Annotated in this window: 17 protein-coding genes and 1 pseudogene; 1 reads left to right on the forward strand and 17 read right to left on the reverse strand. The window is 70.0% G+C overall.

The window, feature by feature from the left end; all coding sequences use genetic code 11:
- From fliI to ACE3T5_RS13165, 17 genes and pseudogenes are all read right to left on the reverse strand, one after another.
- Positions 1-470 (reverse strand): annotated as a pseudogene (gene fliI / locus ACE3T5_RS13085) (flagellum-specific ATP synthase FliI); the annotation flags it as partial.
- A gap of 64 nt (positions 471-534) precedes the next feature.
- Positions 535-1,353 (reverse strand): FliH/SctL family protein, encoded by an 819-nt coding sequence (locus ACE3T5_RS13090; RefSeq protein WP_374668322.1) that lies wholly within the window; start codon positions 1,351-1,353, stop codon positions 535-537.
- Positions 1,350-1,919 carry a hypothetical protein gene (locus ACE3T5_RS13095; protein WP_374668324.1) on the reverse strand — a complete coding sequence of 190 codons (570 nt, stop codon included), beginning with the start codon at positions 1,917-1,919 and terminating at the stop codon, positions 1,350-1,352. Before ACE3T5_RS13095 ends, ACE3T5_RS13090 begins: the two co-directional genes overlap by 4 nt.
- Complete coding sequence (gene fliF, locus ACE3T5_RS13100) at positions 1,919-3,400, reverse strand: flagellar basal-body MS-ring/collar protein FliF (protein ID WP_374668326.1); 1,482 nt, start codon at positions 3,398-3,400, stop codon at positions 1,919-1,921. Before fliF ends, ACE3T5_RS13095 begins: the two co-directional genes overlap by 1 nt.
- A gap of 9 nt (positions 3,401-3,409) precedes the next feature.
- On the reverse strand, positions 3,410-3,736 hold the full coding sequence (gene fliE / locus ACE3T5_RS13105) for a flagellar hook-basal body complex protein FliE (protein ID WP_374668328.1): 327 nt from the start codon (positions 3,734-3,736) through the stop codon (positions 3,410-3,412).
- Complete coding sequence (flgC, locus tag ACE3T5_RS13110) at positions 3,733-4,158, reverse strand: flagellar basal body rod protein FlgC (protein ID WP_374668330.1); 426 nt, start codon at positions 4,156-4,158, stop codon at positions 3,733-3,735. The genes fliE and flgC overlap by 4 nt, the downstream gene beginning before the upstream one ends.
- 13 nt (positions 4,159-4,171) lie before the next feature.
- Entirely contained in the window at positions 4,172-4,564 is a 393-nt protein-coding gene (locus ACE3T5_RS13115; RefSeq protein WP_374668333.1) for a flagellar basal body rod protein FlgB, read from the reverse strand.
- 18 nt (positions 4,565-4,582) lie between these two features.
- Entirely contained in the window at positions 4,583-5,713 is a 1,131-nt protein-coding gene (locus ACE3T5_RS13120; protein ID WP_374668335.1) for a flagellar basal body P-ring protein FlgI, read from the reverse strand.
- 2 nt (positions 5,714-5,715) lie between these two features.
- Positions 5,716-6,291, reverse strand: a complete 576-nt coding sequence (locus ACE3T5_RS13125; protein WP_374668337.1) for a flagellar basal body L-ring protein FlgH — start codon at positions 6,289-6,291, stop codon at positions 5,716-5,718.
- On the reverse strand, positions 6,288-6,851 hold the full coding sequence (locus tag ACE3T5_RS13130) for a flagella basal body P-ring formation protein FlgA (RefSeq protein ID WP_374668339.1): 564 nt from the start codon (positions 6,849-6,851) through the stop codon (positions 6,288-6,290). The genes ACE3T5_RS13125 and ACE3T5_RS13130 overlap by 4 nt, the downstream gene beginning before the upstream one ends.
- 14 nt (positions 6,852-6,865) lie before the next feature.
- A complete protein-coding gene (gene flgG / locus ACE3T5_RS13135; RefSeq protein ID WP_374668341.1) occupies positions 6,866-7,633 on the reverse strand; it encodes a flagellar basal-body rod protein FlgG in 768 nt (255 codons plus the stop codon).
- 17 nt (positions 7,634-7,650) lie between these two features.
- The gene (locus tag ACE3T5_RS13140) at positions 7,651-8,409 is read right to left on the reverse strand and encodes a flagellar hook-basal body protein (RefSeq protein WP_374668343.1); all 759 of its coding nucleotides are present in this window, start codon (positions 8,407-8,409) and stop codon (positions 7,651-7,653) included.
- A 19-nt stretch (positions 8,410-8,428) separates the two neighbouring features.
- Positions 8,429-10,489, reverse strand: coding sequence for a flagellar biosynthesis protein FlhA (gene flhA, locus ACE3T5_RS13145; RefSeq protein WP_374668345.1), 2,061 nt, complete (start codon positions 10,487-10,489; stop codon positions 8,429-8,431).
- The gene (locus ACE3T5_RS13150) at positions 10,486-11,571 is read right to left on the reverse strand and encodes a flagellar biosynthesis protein FlhB (protein ID WP_374668347.1); all 1,086 of its coding nucleotides are present in this window, start codon (positions 11,569-11,571) and stop codon (positions 10,486-10,488) included. The genes flhA and ACE3T5_RS13150 overlap by 4 nt, the downstream gene beginning before the upstream one ends.
- Entirely contained in the window at positions 11,571-12,413 is an 843-nt protein-coding gene (locus ACE3T5_RS13155; protein ID WP_374668349.1) for a flagellar biosynthetic protein FliR, read from the reverse strand. Before ACE3T5_RS13155 ends, ACE3T5_RS13150 begins: the two co-directional genes overlap by 1 nt.
- Before the next feature lie 15 nt (positions 12,414-12,428).
- Positions 12,429-12,695 (reverse strand): flagellar biosynthetic protein FliQ, encoded by a 267-nt coding sequence (locus tag ACE3T5_RS13160; RefSeq protein WP_374668351.1) that lies wholly within the window; start codon positions 12,693-12,695, stop codon positions 12,429-12,431.
- A gap of 207 nt (positions 12,696-12,902) precedes the next feature.
- On the reverse strand, positions 12,903-13,793 hold the full coding sequence (locus ACE3T5_RS13165; protein ID WP_374668353.1) for a LysR substrate-binding domain-containing protein: 891 nt from the start codon (positions 13,791-13,793) through the stop codon (positions 12,903-12,905).
- Positions 13,794-13,907: 114 nt separating this feature from the next.
- On the opposite strand from ACE3T5_RS13165, the gene ACE3T5_RS13170 reads away from it, so the two are divergent.
- Positions 13,908-14,864, forward strand: coding sequence for a tripartite tricarboxylate transporter substrate binding protein BugE (locus ACE3T5_RS13170; RefSeq protein WP_374668355.1), 957 nt, complete (start codon positions 13,908-13,910; stop codon positions 14,862-14,864).
- The last annotated feature ends 18 nt before the right edge of the window (positions 14,865-14,882 follow it).

Consider the following 14,882-nt stretch of genomic DNA (forward strand, 5'->3'; position numbering starts at 1 on the left):
CCGCTGCCGGCGAAGATGCCCACGCGCTGACCCAGGCCGAGCGTCAGCAGCCCGTCGATGCAGCGGATGCCGGTCTGCAGCACGCGGTCGATGCGAGGGCGCTGCATCGGGTTCACCGGCGGCGCGTGCAGGGGCCGCTGCACGGGCGTGACCGGGTCGGGCAGGTGATCCCAGGCGCGGCCGAAGCCATCGATCACCCGTCCCAGCAGTTGCGGGCCCACGTCGACGGTGGCGCGCCGGCCCAGGGCGACGACCTCGGAGCCGACAGCGATGCCACCGGGGCGGCCGTAGGGCATGAGGGTGAGGCGGTCGGCCTTCAGGCCCACCACCTCGGCCAGCACGCCTCCGGTCGCGTCGTCGTGCTCGGCGTCGGCCACGCCGCGCGGCAGGATCCGGCACAGCTCGCCGAGCGCCGCGTCAGGGCCCTGGGTCTCGATCGCCAGTCCCTGGAGTTGCCGCACCCAGCCCACGCGACGCAAGGTTTCTGCCCGCCGCAAGGCCTGCAGGTAGTCCTCCAGCCGGGGGACGGGGCCCTCATGCCGCTTCCTTTCGGGGCGGGGCCGGAGGGGCCAGCTTGCGGGCACTGCGTGTCGCGACGAGCACCGCCTTGAGCGCATCGAGCTGCACCTCCAGCCGGGCGTCGAGCAGGCCCTCGGAGGAGCGCAGCATCAGGCCGCCCAGCTGCACGGCCGGATCCGCGACCCAGCGCAAGGTGTGGCGATGTCCCGAGAAGCCGGCGCCGCGCAGCATGTCCAGCGTGGCAGTGTCGTGCTGCAGCAGGGCGAGATCGTGCGGATGCAGGTGGATGCCGAGTGCCGCCCGGCCGTGCCAGGCCTTGAGGGCGATCCGCAACTGCGCGCGCAGCCCCTCCAGGGTGGCTGCCTGCTCACCCAGCACCTTGCCGGCGAGTTCGAAAGCGATCTCGACCAGGTCGTCCTCGGCGTCGGCGAGCATGGCCTCCATTTCCGCGGGCCAGCGCCCGATGAGGCCGGCAAGAAGGTCACGCTCCTGCGCCAGCCTGTCCTCCAGCCGGGACACTTCGGCCAGGGCCTGTTGCGTCGCGGCCCGCTCGGCCTCATGCGCCTGCGCACCTTCGGTCGCCTCGCGTGCGAGCGCCGCCGCCTGAAGGGCCGCCGCCGCGCGGCCCGCCTCCAGGCCGGCACGGTAGCCTTCTGCATACGCCGCGTCGCGCTCCGCCTGCTGCGCAGGCGGCAGCGCGTCGGGGGACATGGCAGGCAGGGCCTGTGGCTGTCCGGTCGGCGCAGCGGCCGTGCGGGACGGTGGCTCGCGCAGCAGGCGGCGGGGGTCGGCGTGCAGCGGCACGCCGCGCAGGATGCGTCGTGGCTCGCTCATGAACGCCCCTTCCATAGCCGGACCAGCCACCTGGGCCGGGCGGGGAGGGCGACGGCTGGCGGTTGGAGTGTCGTCGCTTCGCAGTGCCTGCGCATCAGGCTCAGCAGGGTCCGCGCGAGCATCGTGTCGGGGTCAGGGGCGATGTCCGGCCCATGCAGGTGCTCGCCGATGGCCTGCCGTTGCCGCGCGGGCAGGCGGGCCAGCAAGGCCGCGCGCCAGGGCCATGCGTCGAGGACCAGGCATTGCGCGGCCAGCCTGGCAGGCTCTTGCTGCAGCAAGCCGGCAAGGGCCTCGATCTGGCCAGGCGCCAGCTGCATCAGGAAGGACCGGTCGTCCTGCGGTGCGGCAGGCGCGCGTGCGGGGCCGATCGCGGCGCGAACGAGCGCGGCATCGGGGGGAATCTGCAGCGCAAGCAGCTCCTTCAGCAGCCCGGTCAGCCTGTCGCGCTGGCCGGCGGGCAGGGCCTGGAGCAGCCAGTGGCGGTCATCCGGCGTCATGCTGTGCAGGAACAGGGCTGCCTGACGCTCACTGCTGCCGCCAGCACTGGCCAACGCACTGAAGTCCATCAGGGCCTGCCTCCCTCGCGCGTTGCGATGTCAGGCGCGGACGCGGGTGGTGAGGCGCTCAGCCAGTCCTGCAACCGGGCCAGTGCGGCCGTGCGTTCGGCATCGGAGAGCGCTGGCGCCTGCGGGCTCGTGGAGGCCGCCCTTCGGCGCGAAGCGAACACGAACAGGCCGAGACCCAGCAGCGCCACGAGGAGCGCGGCAGCAGGCGACTGCCAGCTCATCGCGGCTGGGACGGCAGGCTGTCGCGCGGGCGAGGGCGCGGCCAGGGCGCTGCCCTGCGATGGAGCCGGTGCGAAACCCCGCGTGGCCTCTGCGGCGGGTGCCCAGGCGGCCAGCGATTGCACCACCACGGTGTCACCCCGCTCGGACTGGGCCCCCACGGCGGCCGCGACCACCTGCCGCACCTTCTCTTCCTGCGCGGCATCCAGGGGCCGCTTCACGACGGCCACCACCTGCACGCGGCGGATGGCGCCCGCCACGCTGACCACCTGCTCGACACGGCGGCCGGTCTTGTAGTCGGCTTCCCGCTGTGAGCTCCCGCCGCCAACGGCAGCGCCGCGCGCCGCGTCGAGCGGGGCCGCGCCGGCGTCACGGACGGTCTCCCGTTCGCGCACCAGCACGCCGCGGCTGCCCTCCCCGGCACGGTTGCCCGCGGGAAGCACGTCCTCGGTGGTCGTGCGCACGTGGTCCATGTTCAATGTCACGTCGACGCTGGCGAGGGCCTCGCCGGCACCAAAGGCCTTCTCGAGGACGGCCATGGCCTTGCGGGCGAGCTGGGCCTCGGTCTCCTTCTTCAGCTCCAGTCGCGAAGCGGATCCGCCGGACGGGCTCTCGGGCGCTTCATCGCCCGACCGGCTGAGCGCCACGCCCTGGCGGTCCACCACGGTCACGTCCTGGGGCAGCATGCCCGGCGTCGCGGAGGCCACCAGCCGCTGGATGCCGGAGATCTGCTCCGGCCGCAACGACTGCCCGTCACGAAGCGTGATGGTGATGGCGGCCTTGGGCTTGCTCGCAGCCTGCTTGAACAGGCCCTGCTCCGGCAGGGCCAGGTGCACGCGCACATCACGGATCTCGGATAGCGAGAGCACCGTTCGCGTCAGCTCGCCCTGCAGCGCCCGCTGGTAGTTGATCTTCTGCGCGAACTCGGTCATGCCGAAGTCGGTGTTGTTGAACACCTCCAGGCCGACCACGCCGTGCAAGGGCAGCTCGCGGCCCATCAGCTTCATGCGCGTGGCATGCACCTGGGCGCGGTCCACCAGCAGCGTGGCACCGCCGTCCTCCACGTGGTAGGGAATCTTCAGCTTGTCGAGCTCGGCGGCCATGACGGCCGAATCCTGCGGCTTGAGTTCGGAGAACAGCACCTGATAGTCGGGCTTCAGCAGCCACCATCCGGCGGCCGCGACGCCCAGCACGATCAGGGTCACGCCCGCAAGCAGCGCGAAGCGTGCGCGGATGCCCAGGCTGTGGAAGAAGGCACTCATGGCACGTCCTTACAGCTGCATCTTCATGACGTCCTGGTAGGCGTCCAGGAGTCGCTGACGGACCTGCATGGCCAGCTGGAAGGCGGTTCGGCTTTCCTCCAGCCGGATCATCACCTGGTGGAGGTTCTGCACGTTGCCCACGGCGAGCTGCTGCAGGTCCACCTGCGAAGTCATCAGCTGCTGGTTGAGTTCCTGCAGGCCATGGGTCACCGCATCGGCGAAGCCGGGCCCGGCGTTCGCGGCAGATGCCGTGGAAGCAGGCAGGAAACCCTCGGCGGTCGCGACGGAGTGGGCAGGCGGGAGCGCCTGCACGGCGGCCAGGGATTCGATCGTCATGCGTTGCCTCCGATGTCGAGGGCCTTCAGGCTCATGGCGCGCGCCGTGCTCATGGCAGCGACGTTGGCCTCGTAGGCGCGCATCGCGCTCATCAGGGTGATCATCTCGGCGGCCGCATCCACGCCCGCGTACTCGACAAAGCCCTTGGCGTCGGCCATCGGATGGCCCGGCTCGCGGACCCGCAGCGGGGCCTGCAGGGTCGGCTCGACCCGCACATCGAGGGGTGCCGGGTGAAGCCGGCCGGCCGTGTCGAGCGCCTGCGCGAACGAGGTGCGGGCAACGACCCGCATCGGGCGGTAGACGGCGCCGTCCGGCGATGCGACCGTGTGGGCATTGGCCAGGTTGAGCGCGGCGACGTCGACGCGCAGGCGCTCCAGCGACATGCCGCGCGAGCTGATGGCAAAGGCCTGGTGATAGTCCATGGGTGTTCCTTGATCAGCGCTTGCCGTCTGCGGCGGCCAGGGCGACGATGGACAGGTGGCGGGACAGGGCGCGCACCAGCGCCTGGTAGTGCACCGCGTTCTGGGCCATGTCGGCCACTTCCTCGTCGAGACGCACCGTGGCGGGCTGGCCGTCCGGCCCTTGCCGGAGTCCGACCGGCACGCTCGCCGCCGCCAGCGCCCGGACCGTCAGCGCGTCGAGGCGGCCGCGTTCCTGCAGCGCCTGCCGTGCCTCCTGCAGGTAGGTGTCGAAGTCGGCCTGGCGCGCCGCATACCCTTCAGTGCTTGCGTGGGCGATGTTGCCGGCGATGACCTGATAGCGCAGGGTTGCGGCGTCGAGCGCCAGGGCCAGCGCGTGGCGGGTGACGGCTTCGGGTCCCTCAAGCATGGTCCTTGTCCTTTCGTCTCATTGCACGACGAGTTCGGCGTGCAACGCGCCGGCCGCCTTGATCGCGCGGAGAATGGAAATGATGTCGCGCGTGTGGGTCTTCAGTCGCGCCAGGGACTGCACGAGATCCGCGACGCTGGTCTCGGCGGCAACGAAGGCAGGTCCGCTGGCCTCGCTCACGTCGACCTGGGTGTCGGTCACCACCGCGGTCCGCACGCCGGGGCCCGGACGGCTCAGGAACGCCGGCTGCGAGACGCGCGTGTGGTTGGTGACGGAGACCTTGAGATCGCCGTGGGAGATGGCGACTTTCGAGATGCGGACGTCGCCGCCCGAGACCACGGTCCCCGTTCGCTCGTTGATCACGACGCGCGCACGCCGGTCGGGTTCCACGGCGACTGCCTCGATGCGCGCGACGAAGGCGACCAGGCGGTCCTGCTGGTCCGGGGGCACGGCGATGTCGATGCCCGAAGCGTCCCGCGCATGCGCCAGGCCGGGTGCGATCTGCCGGTTGATGGCATCGGCGAGGCGGCTCGCGGTGGTGTAGTCCGGCTCGGTGAGAACGAAGGTGAGCTGGTTCGCGACCGACAGCATCTGCGCCTGCACGCCCACTTCGACCGTGGCGCCGTTCGGCACCGACCCCACCGTGGGGTGGTTCTTCTGCACCACGTTCCCGTTGGCGTCGTAGCGGTAGCCGCCAACGGAGAGGCCACCCTGCGCCAGCGCATGGACGCGGCCATTGGCGCCCTTCAGCGGCGTGAGGAGCAGGTTGCCCCCCACCAGGCTGCGGGCATCGCCGATCGAGGTGACGGTCACGTCGAGCGTGTCGCCCTCCCGTGCGAACGTCGGCAGCGCCGCGCTCACCATGACCAGCGCCACGTTGCGGCTTTGCACCTGCTCCGACGGGACGGTCAGGTTGAACTGGGCCATGACATTCGCCAGCGCCTGCCGCGTCGTGCGGTTGGTGGGCGAATCGCCGGTGCCCGCGAGGCCGGTGACGATGCCGGTGCCGACCAGCGCGTTCTCGCGCCAGCCCTGCAGCTTGCCGAGGTCCTTGGCGCGCATCGCCTGCGTTGCGGCGGCCTCCGGCGCGCCGCCCAGCAGCGCGGCCAGCAGGCAGAAGGTGGTGAGGGTGGTCCGTCCGCCTCGCATCGTCAGAACCCCACCAGGTCAAGCAGGCTGCGCCACCAGGGCGAGCGTTGGCGCTGCGAGATGTCGCCTTCGCCGACGTAGGAGATCCGTGCGTCGGCGAGCCGGGTGGAGAGCACGACGTTGGCATCGGAGATGTCATGCGGTCGCACGCGCCCGTCCACCGTCACCTTCTGCGGCTCCTGGTTCACAAGCAGGGTCTGCTCGCCGCTCACCTGCAGGTCGCCATTCGGCAGCACTTCGCGCACCGTGACGGTGAGCGTCGCAAGCAGGCGGCTGGCGCGCTGCGTGCGGCCGCCGCCTGCGAACTCGCCGCCGACGCCGAGCGATGTCTGCGCCGCGGTGCGGCCGGCATGGGACAGGTCCGCGCTGAGGCCATGGCGTCTGCGCGTGTCGGTGTCGGCGGAGGTGCTGGCCGTGGCGCTCTCGAACACCTGGACGGTGAGCACGTCGCCCGGACGGAAGGCCTTGCTGTCGGCAGTGAGCGGTCGGAAGCTGTTCTCGCGGTACAGACTCTCGGCCGCGGCAGCGCCGCCGAGGACGACGACCAGCGCAGCGAACAGGCGGGCGATGCGCCTCATTGCGGCATCTCCACCCGGCCGGGGCCGCTCACCCGGGCCTGCATGGTGTCACCCGCATTCGGACGGCGGACGCGCACGAGATGGCCGACCGCACCGTCTTCCAGTACCTCCACACGGCTTTCCAGGGTGAGCGGTCCCGACTGCGCGGTCAGCGTGGCCCAGTCGCCGCGGACCACTGCCCGGGGCTCGGTCGCAGGAGGCTTCGAGGGCTGCGCGTGCGCATGGACGGCGATGCCTGGCGCCGCGACCACCACGGATGCCGGCCCCTCGAAGACCACATTGTCGCTGCCCACGCCCAGGCGCGGCGCGATCCATCGCCAGATGTGCTCGCTGCGAACGGTGAGGGTGGTGCCCGGTTCGGGGGCGCGCCCCATCGGGATGGCCATCGCCCGGCGCAGGAGGTTCAGGTCCGCGCTGTAGAGATTGGCCAGGTCGTCCAGGGTGACCTGTGTCTGACGGGCCTCGGCCACGGGCTTGAGCCGCACGCGAAGCAGCAGCCCGCCATCCAGTTCGCCCGCCTCGACCGACGGCATGCCCAATGCCAGAAGCAGGGGCCACATGGCGTACCGGGACTTCATCGGCGCAACCCGTTGACCAGGCCCATCATCTCGTCGGCTGCCTGCACCACCTTCACGCTGGCCTCGTAGCTGCGCTGGGCGATCATGAGGCTGACCATCTCGTCGACCAGCTTCACGTTCGATCCTTCCAGGAAGCCTTGCGCCAGGGTGCCCACGCCTTCCTCGCCGGGGCGGGCGCCCATGCCATCACCCGCGGCCTCGGTGTGGCGGTAGATGCCATCGCCCTGCACGCGCAGCGCGTGGGGATTGGCAAGCCGCACCAGCTCGAGCTGGCCGATCTCCATCGGCGTGGACTGGCCCGCCATGCGGACCTGCACCCGACCGTCGGCCAGGATGACCAGATCCTGGGCGCCCGAGGGCACGTGGACTCCGGGCTTCAGCGGGTGACCGGCGACTGTGGCGAGCTGCCCATCGGCATTGACCTTGAGCGTGCCGCCTCGGGTGAAGCCGCGCGCGCCATCGGCCAGCATCACTTCCAGGAAGCCTTCGCCCTGGATCGCGACGTCGAACGGGGACTCCGTCTTGCGGATCTCGCCGGCGTCGAAGACCCGCGTGATAGCGGCTGCGCTCACGCCGGCGCCAGCCCGCGCGGGGGCCTGCGAAGCCGCCGTGGCGGCGGTGTCCCGCACGACGAGATCGGCGAAGGAGACGCGCGTCTTCTTGTAGGCGGGCGTGCTCACGTTGGCCATGTTGCTGGCAATGGCCTCCAGCTGCAGCTGCTGGGCCTGCATGCCGGTGGCGGCGATGTGGAGTGCGTCGGACATGGATGCGTGCCTCGTGTTCAGGAGAGTTCACCCAGCTTGCGGATGGCCTGGCTGGTCATGTCGTCGTAGCCCAGTGCCACCTTCTGCATGGACTCGAAGTGCCGTACCGTCTTCATCAGCTGCACCATCTCGTGCAGGGGGCTGACGTTGGCGTTCTCCAGGTGGCCCTGGCGAACCTGGATGTCGTCCTCACGCAGCGTCACCGGGCTGGCGGACGAGACGAAGAGGCCTTCGCCCGCGCGTTCCAGCGTCGCGAGATCGTCGAAGCCCACGACCCTCAGCCGCGCAACCGGCGTTGCGGATGCAGCGGTCCGGATGCGCCCGGCCATGTCGATCTGCACGTCGTGATCGGCCAGGACGATTTCGCCCGCATCGCCCAGGACTGCGTGTCCCTGCGCGGTGACGAGCCGGCCTCTGGCGTCCAGCTGAAGGCTGCCCGCGCGCGTGTAGGCGAGTCCGCTGGGCGTCTGCACCTCGAGGAAGCCATCCCCCGCCAGGGCGACGTCCAGCTTCTGGCCTGTGTGGCGCAGCGTGCCGGCACGCAGGTCGATGTGGACACGCAAGCCGGCCGGTGTCGCCCTTGGCGAAGCGGCTGCCGCGGCGTGGGCCGCTTGTTCGACGAGGGCCGGGAAGGCCACGCCGCCCACGGGCTGGGCAGCGACGATGTCACGCCGATAGCCAGGTGTCGTGGCGTTGGCGAGATTGGCGCTGATGCGATCCAGCTTCTCCTGGCCTTGCTGCATCGATCGCAGGGTGAGGGCGAGAACTTCCTGCATGGCGGGCTTTTCCTGGGGCTCAGAGGGTGACGACGGCGTAGGACTTGAGCGCCACGGTGTGGGGCACTTCGGCCATGGACAGCACGCGCAGGTGCGGCAGCACCCGCTCGGAGACGGCGCGTACGTGGCGACGCAGCTCGGGCGAGCACAGCAGCACCGGCAGCAGGTTGGTCTTCATCATCCGTTCGGCCTGCTGCGTGAGCTTCTGCATGAACTGCTCCATCAGCCTGGGCTCGATCACGAAGGGCTGCGGGACGGCGCCCTCGGAGGGCGGCGTCAGGCCGCGCATGAACTGGCTCTCGACCATCGGGTCGAGCGTGAGCACATGCAGCACCTCCGATTCGCCGAGCAGACCCTGGCAGATGGCCGGCCCGAGGCGGTGGCGCACCAGCTCCGTCAGGGTGTTCACGTCCTTCGTCTGACGCCCGGCGTCGGCCAGGGTCTCGAGGATGGCCTCGACATGGCGGATCGAGACCTTCTCGCGCAGCAGGTTCTGCAGCACGCGCTGCACGTCCGAGACGCTCATCACGGTGGGGATCAGCTCCTCCACCAGGCTGGGCTGACTCTTGCGCACGCGTGCCAGCAGGCGGTCGGTCTCGGCCCGGGTGAGCAGCGTGGCCGACTCGCGGCGCAGCGTCTCGGTGAGGTGCGTCATCAGCACCGTCGGCGCGTTGACGAGGGTGAAGTTGCCGGCCACCGCTTCATCGCGCCGCGATTCCTCGATCCAGAGGGCGGGCAGTCCGTAGGTGGGGTCGCGCGTGGGCTCCCCGGGCAGGCGATCCGTCGCGCCCGTGGGATGGATGGCCAGCAGGCGGTCGAAGCGTGCCTCTCCGCGCGCGCAGACGACACCGTCGAGGTGGATCTCGTAGCGGTCCGCGCCGAGCCTGGGATCGTCGCGGAAGCGCACGCGCGGCAACACCAGCCCGAATTCCTGGGCGTGGCGCTTGCGGAAGGCGGCGATCTGCTGAACGACCGGGCTCTTGGCATCGTTCACGAGGGCGATCCAGGCGTTGCCGACATGCACCTCGATCGGCTCCACCGGCAGCAGCGCGTAGGGATCATCCGCGCCGTCCTCCGATGCCGGGCCGTCGGCGTCGCCCGCCGTCGCCGCGTCCGGCGGCGTGGCTGCCGCGCGCCACGCGAGCCAGGCGATCAGGCCGACGATGGCGATGACGATGAGCGCGGGGAACACCGGAATGCCCGGCAGCAGCAGCAGGACGCCGAGCGCCATCGCGACCAGCATCAGCGTCTTCGGGAATGACGTGATCTGCCGCAGCGCCTCGCGGCTGAAGTTGCCGTCGGAGGCCGAGCGCGTCACGATGATGCCGGTGCCCACCGCGATCACGAGTGCAGGCACCTGCGTGACGATGCCGTCGCCAATGGTGAGCAGGGTGTAGGTCTCCAGCGCCTGTCCCCAGGGCATCTTGTGCTGCATGACGCCGATGACCAGGCCGCCGACGATGTTGATCAGCAGGATGAGGATGCCTGCGATGGCGTCGCCCTTCACGAACTTGCTGGCACCGTCCATGGCGCCATAAAAGGCCGCCTCGCGCTCGATGTTCTTGCGGCGCCGCTGCGCCTCGGCCTGGTCGATGAAACCCATGTTGAGGTCGGCGTCGATGCTCATCTGCTGACCGGGCATGCTGTCGAGCGTGAACCGCGCGGCGACCTCGGAGACGCGCTGGGCGCCGCTGGTCACCACCACATACTGGACGACGACCAGGATCAGGAACACGATGAGGCCGATCACGTAGTTGCCACCGACCACGTAGGCACCCACGGCACCGATGACGCGGCCGGCATCGCCATCCGCGAGGATCAGGCGCGTGGCCGCCACGTTGAGCGAGAGCCGGAAGAGGGTGGCGATCAGCAGCAGCGAGGGAAAGGTGGAGAACTCCACCGGCCTCAGCATGTAGAACGTGAGCAGCAGGATCAGCAGCGCGAAGCTGAAGTTCACCAGGATCAGGAAGTCCAGCAGGCCGCTCGGGATGGGCGCGAACAGCACGACCAGCACGCCGAGCACGAGAAGCACCATGGCGACGTCGCTGTGGCGCCCGAAGAAGCGCTCGAGGAAGGTCATGCGCCCGCTCCCTGGACGCGGCGGCGCTCGCGCATGGCGAACACCCAGACGATGATGCGCGCGACATCGGCGAACATCGCCGGCGGAATGGAGTGGTCGACGTCGAGTTCATCGTGGATGCGGCGTGCCAGCATCGGGCTGCGAACGATGGGCACGTTGTGCCGGGCGGCCATCTCGCGCATCGCGGCCGCCACGTGGCCGGCGCCCTTGGCCAGCACCAGGGGCGACTCCATCTGTCCGTGCACATACTTCAGCGCCACGGCCACGTGGGTCGGATTGGTGAGCAGGACGTCGGCGTCCCGCGTGCGGCTGGCGGCCTGCGTGCGCTTGCGGAGCTCGTTGCGCAGTTCCCGCAGCCGCGCGCGGATGCGCGGATCGCCTTCGCGGTTGCGGATCTCGTCCTTCAGTTCGCGGCGGCTCATGCGCATGCGCCGGGCGAACTCGTGACGGGTGTAGAGCAGGTCGATGGCCGCGATCAGCGCGAGTGCCACCGCCATGGTGATCCCGAGGGCGGCCATGTCCTGCACCAGCATCCGCAGGAATCCGGCCGGTGGCAGCGCGGCCAGCTGGTGGAACTGCGGCGCCAACTCGCGCAGGGCCAGCAGGGCCGCTGTCAGCAGCACCACGAGCTTGATGCAGGATCGCAGCAGCTCGAAGAGGGTCCGTCCGGAAAAGATGCGCTTGAGGCCGGCGACCGGGTTGACGCGGTTGAAGTCCGCCTTCAGGGGCGTGAACGAGATCAGCGGGCCGGTCTGCGCGATGTTGGCGACGATGGCGGCGAGCATCAGGGCGCCGAAGAGCGGCCCGAGCAGGGACAGGGTGTCCTTCAGGATGGCCGTGAGGAGGCGGATCCAGCCGGGGCCGTCCAGATGGGCCCGTGCCGCGAAGCCGATCAGGGCGTGATCGAGCCGGAACTGCGCGTGCGCTGCGGCCAGGCCCCGCCACAGCACCCAGCAGACGGCGACCGTGAAGACCAGCGCCCCGACGACATCGGCGCTCCTGGCCACCTGGCCCTTCTCGCGCGCCTTCTGCAGCTTGTACGGGGTGGCCTCCTCGCTGCGGTCGAATTCCTCCTCGGCCATCAGCGTCGAACTCCGGGAGGCGCTGGCGCCGCGGGCGCCGGGAACAGGGCACTCCAGGTGGTGTAGATGCTGCCGTAGACGCGCTGCATGGCAGGCCCCATGCCGACGGCCCAGATCGTCAGGGCCGCCAGGCCCACCATCACCTTGATGGGAAGTCCGAGCACGAACATGTTCACCTGTGGAAGGTTGCGCGCGACGACGCCCAGGGCGAGTTCGGTCAGCAGGAGGCAGAACACCACCGGCGCCGCAAGCGCGAAGCCAAGCGTGAACACGCCGCCCGCCTGGCGCAGCACGCCATCCGCAGCCGTCGCCAGCGGCCACGCGGCGCCGGCGGGAAACTGCTCCAGGCTGAAGGCGATGCCGCGCAGCAGGGCGTGATGCCCTTCCACCAGGAAGAAGACGAGCACGCCGGCCAGACTGAACGTGGACGCCAGCACGGGCGAGGGCCGGCCCTGCGCAGGGTCGAACACCTGGGCCATGCCGAAGCCGATCTGCACGTCCAGCAGGTTGCCGGCGAACGAGAACGCCGCGAACGCCAGGAGGACCCCGAGCGCGAGGGTGGCGCCCAGCGCGACCTCGGTGCAGGCTGCGGCCACGAACGCGCCGGCGCCGGCAGGCGCGACCGGCTGCATCGGAAGTCCGGCCGCGATAGCGGCGGACAGCCCCAGGATGACGAACACACGCGCCTGCAGCGGCATGGGGATCGCTTGCAGCACCGGTGTCATGGCCAGTACCGTGGTGACGCGGATCGTCAGCAGGAAGTACGCCTGCAGCAGACTCTCAGGCCAGGGGGCCCCGGTGAGCACACGCCCCAGGGCAGCGAACGCGTCGTGTTCGGTCATTGGGGCGCGCCGCAGTCAGACCAGCGAGGGAATGCTCGTCCACAAGCGCGTGGTGAACTGTCCGAGGGTGCGCAGCATCCAGGGGCCGCAGGTCACGAGCACAATGCCTGCCGCCAGCAGCTTGGGGACGAAGGTCAGGGACATCTCCTGAACCTGCGTGACGGCCTGGAACAGACTGATCACGAGCCCGACCGCCATGGTGAGGCCCAGGATGGGCACGCAGACGATGAAGCCGGTGCCGAACAGGTCCGAGATCATCTTCAATGCCAGGTCGGAATGCACGTGAACCCTCTTGTGCCAAATCGGGTGGTTACGATGCGAACCCTGATTTGTGGCCCTAAGTATAAGAGCTAGTTCATCATGAGTCGAAAAAAGTTAACTTATAGGAGTTACTCTATTCGTTGAGTAGATGTAATGTGTTATTAAGGAGTCGTTCCACTGAGGAGGCATGCAGCGCCTCAGCGCAGCCCCCCACTCACCCGCGGCAGGTCAGCCGGCCGCCGCTTCCCGCAGCAACCACTCCCTGAACCGCGCCAGCGGCGCGGCATGCGCCCGCCCCGGCGGATGGCACAGCCAGTAGCCCGCCTCGTCCTGATACCCATCGTCCAGCGGCGCGCTCACCATGCCGGTGGCGATGTCGTCCCGCACCAGGCACTTCGGCACCAGGGCCAGGCCCATGCCGGCGGCAACGGCACGGATCACCCCATGGAACTGGTCGAGTTGCGGGCCGGCCAGGGCATTGATGTTCTGCACGCCGTGGGCCGCGCACCAGCGCGGCCACGCCTGCGGCACCGTGGTGTGGTGCAGCAGGGGGAAGCGCGCCACGTCGGCCGGCTTGCGCAGCAGCGGGCGGCTGCGGGGCGCCGGCGGTGCGATGAGCACCACCTCGCGGCCGGTGATGTACTCCGCCGTGGCACCCGGCCAGTGACCATCGCCGAAGAGGATGGAGCAGTCCAGGTCGCTGCGGTGGAAGTCGTAACCCTGCACGTAGGGCACGAAGTGCAGGGCGATCTGCGGGTGCTCCCGCTGGAAGCCCGGCAGCCGCGGGATCAGCCACTTGGCGCCGAAGGTCGGCAGGCTCGACAGGTGCAGCGCGCCGCCGCCGTCGCCACTGGTCATGACCTCCAGCGTCGCGCTCTCGATCTGGGCCAGCAGGGGGCGTAGGGCCTGCTCGTACCGCTGTCCGGCGGGCGTGACCACGAGGCGCTTGCGCACGCGCTCGAACAGGGGGGCGCCGACCCAGCGCTCCAGTTCCTGCACCTGCTTGCTCACGGCGCTCTGCGTGAGGTGCAGGGCCTCCGCCGCGCGGGAGATGCTGCCGTGCCGGGCGGTGGTGCAGAAGGCCAGCAGCAGGTGCGTGGGCGGGTGCAGGCGGCGCATGGGGGCATGGTAGCAAACATGAGCGAATGGAATGAAATAACGCCCATCCTTCGCTTGTCCGGGAGCGCTCCACTTTCCAGAATCCGTGCACTCACAACTGACAGGAGCACGATCATGGACCGTCGAAGCTGGCTGGTGGCCGGTGCCGCATCATGTCTGAGCGGACTGAACTGGGCGCAGGCGCGCCCCTTGCGTCTGGTGGTGCCGTTCCCGCCCGGGGGCGCCACGGACATCACGGCGCGGGCCGTGTCCGAGGGCCTGGCGCGCCAGCTCGGCGTGCCGGTGGTGGTGGAGAACCGCGCCGGGGCCGGCGGCTCGCTGGGCATGGCCGAGGTGGCGCGTGCGGCGGCGGACGGCACTACGCTGGGCGTGGCCACGCTGTCCACGCACGGCGTGAACCCGGCCGTGTACCAGAAGCTGCCCTATGACCCGTTGAAGGATTTCGTGCCCGTGACCGAGCTGGTCAAGGCCCCCGGCGTGCTGGTGGTCAACCCCGCGCTGCCGGTCACGAACGTGAGCGAGCTGGTGCGCCACCTCAAGGCCAACCCGGGCCGCGTGAGCTATGCCTCCCCCGGCAACGGCACCATCGGCCACATGTGGGCCGAGCTGTTCAAGAGCACCACCGGCACCTTCATGCTGCACATTCCCTATCGTGGCGCCGGGCCGGCCCTGCAGGATCTGCTGGGCGGCCAGGTCGGGGTGTACTTCGACCAGGTCGCGTCGTCGCTGCCGCACATCCAGGCCGGCCGTCTGCGCGCGCTGGCGGTCTCGTGGTCGCAGCGGCTGGACGTGCTGCCGCAGGTGCCCACCTATGCGGAGGCGGCGCTGTTCGCGAACAACGATCCTTCCTGGTTCGGCCTGGTCGCACCCGCCGGCACGCCGTCGGCCACCGTCGCGCGCCTGCAGGCGGCCGTGGCGCAAACGCTGAAGGAGCCTGCGGTGCGCGCCCGGCTCACGGCGCAGGGCCTGTACCCCAGCGGCAGCCTGCCTGACGAGTTCGGTGCCCTCCTGCGCAAGGAGATCGACAAGATGCGGCGCATCTCCCGCTTCGCCAACATCCGCCTCGACTGAGCCTGCGCCACAATGCAT

Source organism: Ramlibacter sp., assembly GCF_041916345.1.
Taxonomy (GTDB): Bacteria; Pseudomonadota; Gammaproteobacteria; order Burkholderiales; family Burkholderiaceae_C; genus Ramlibacter.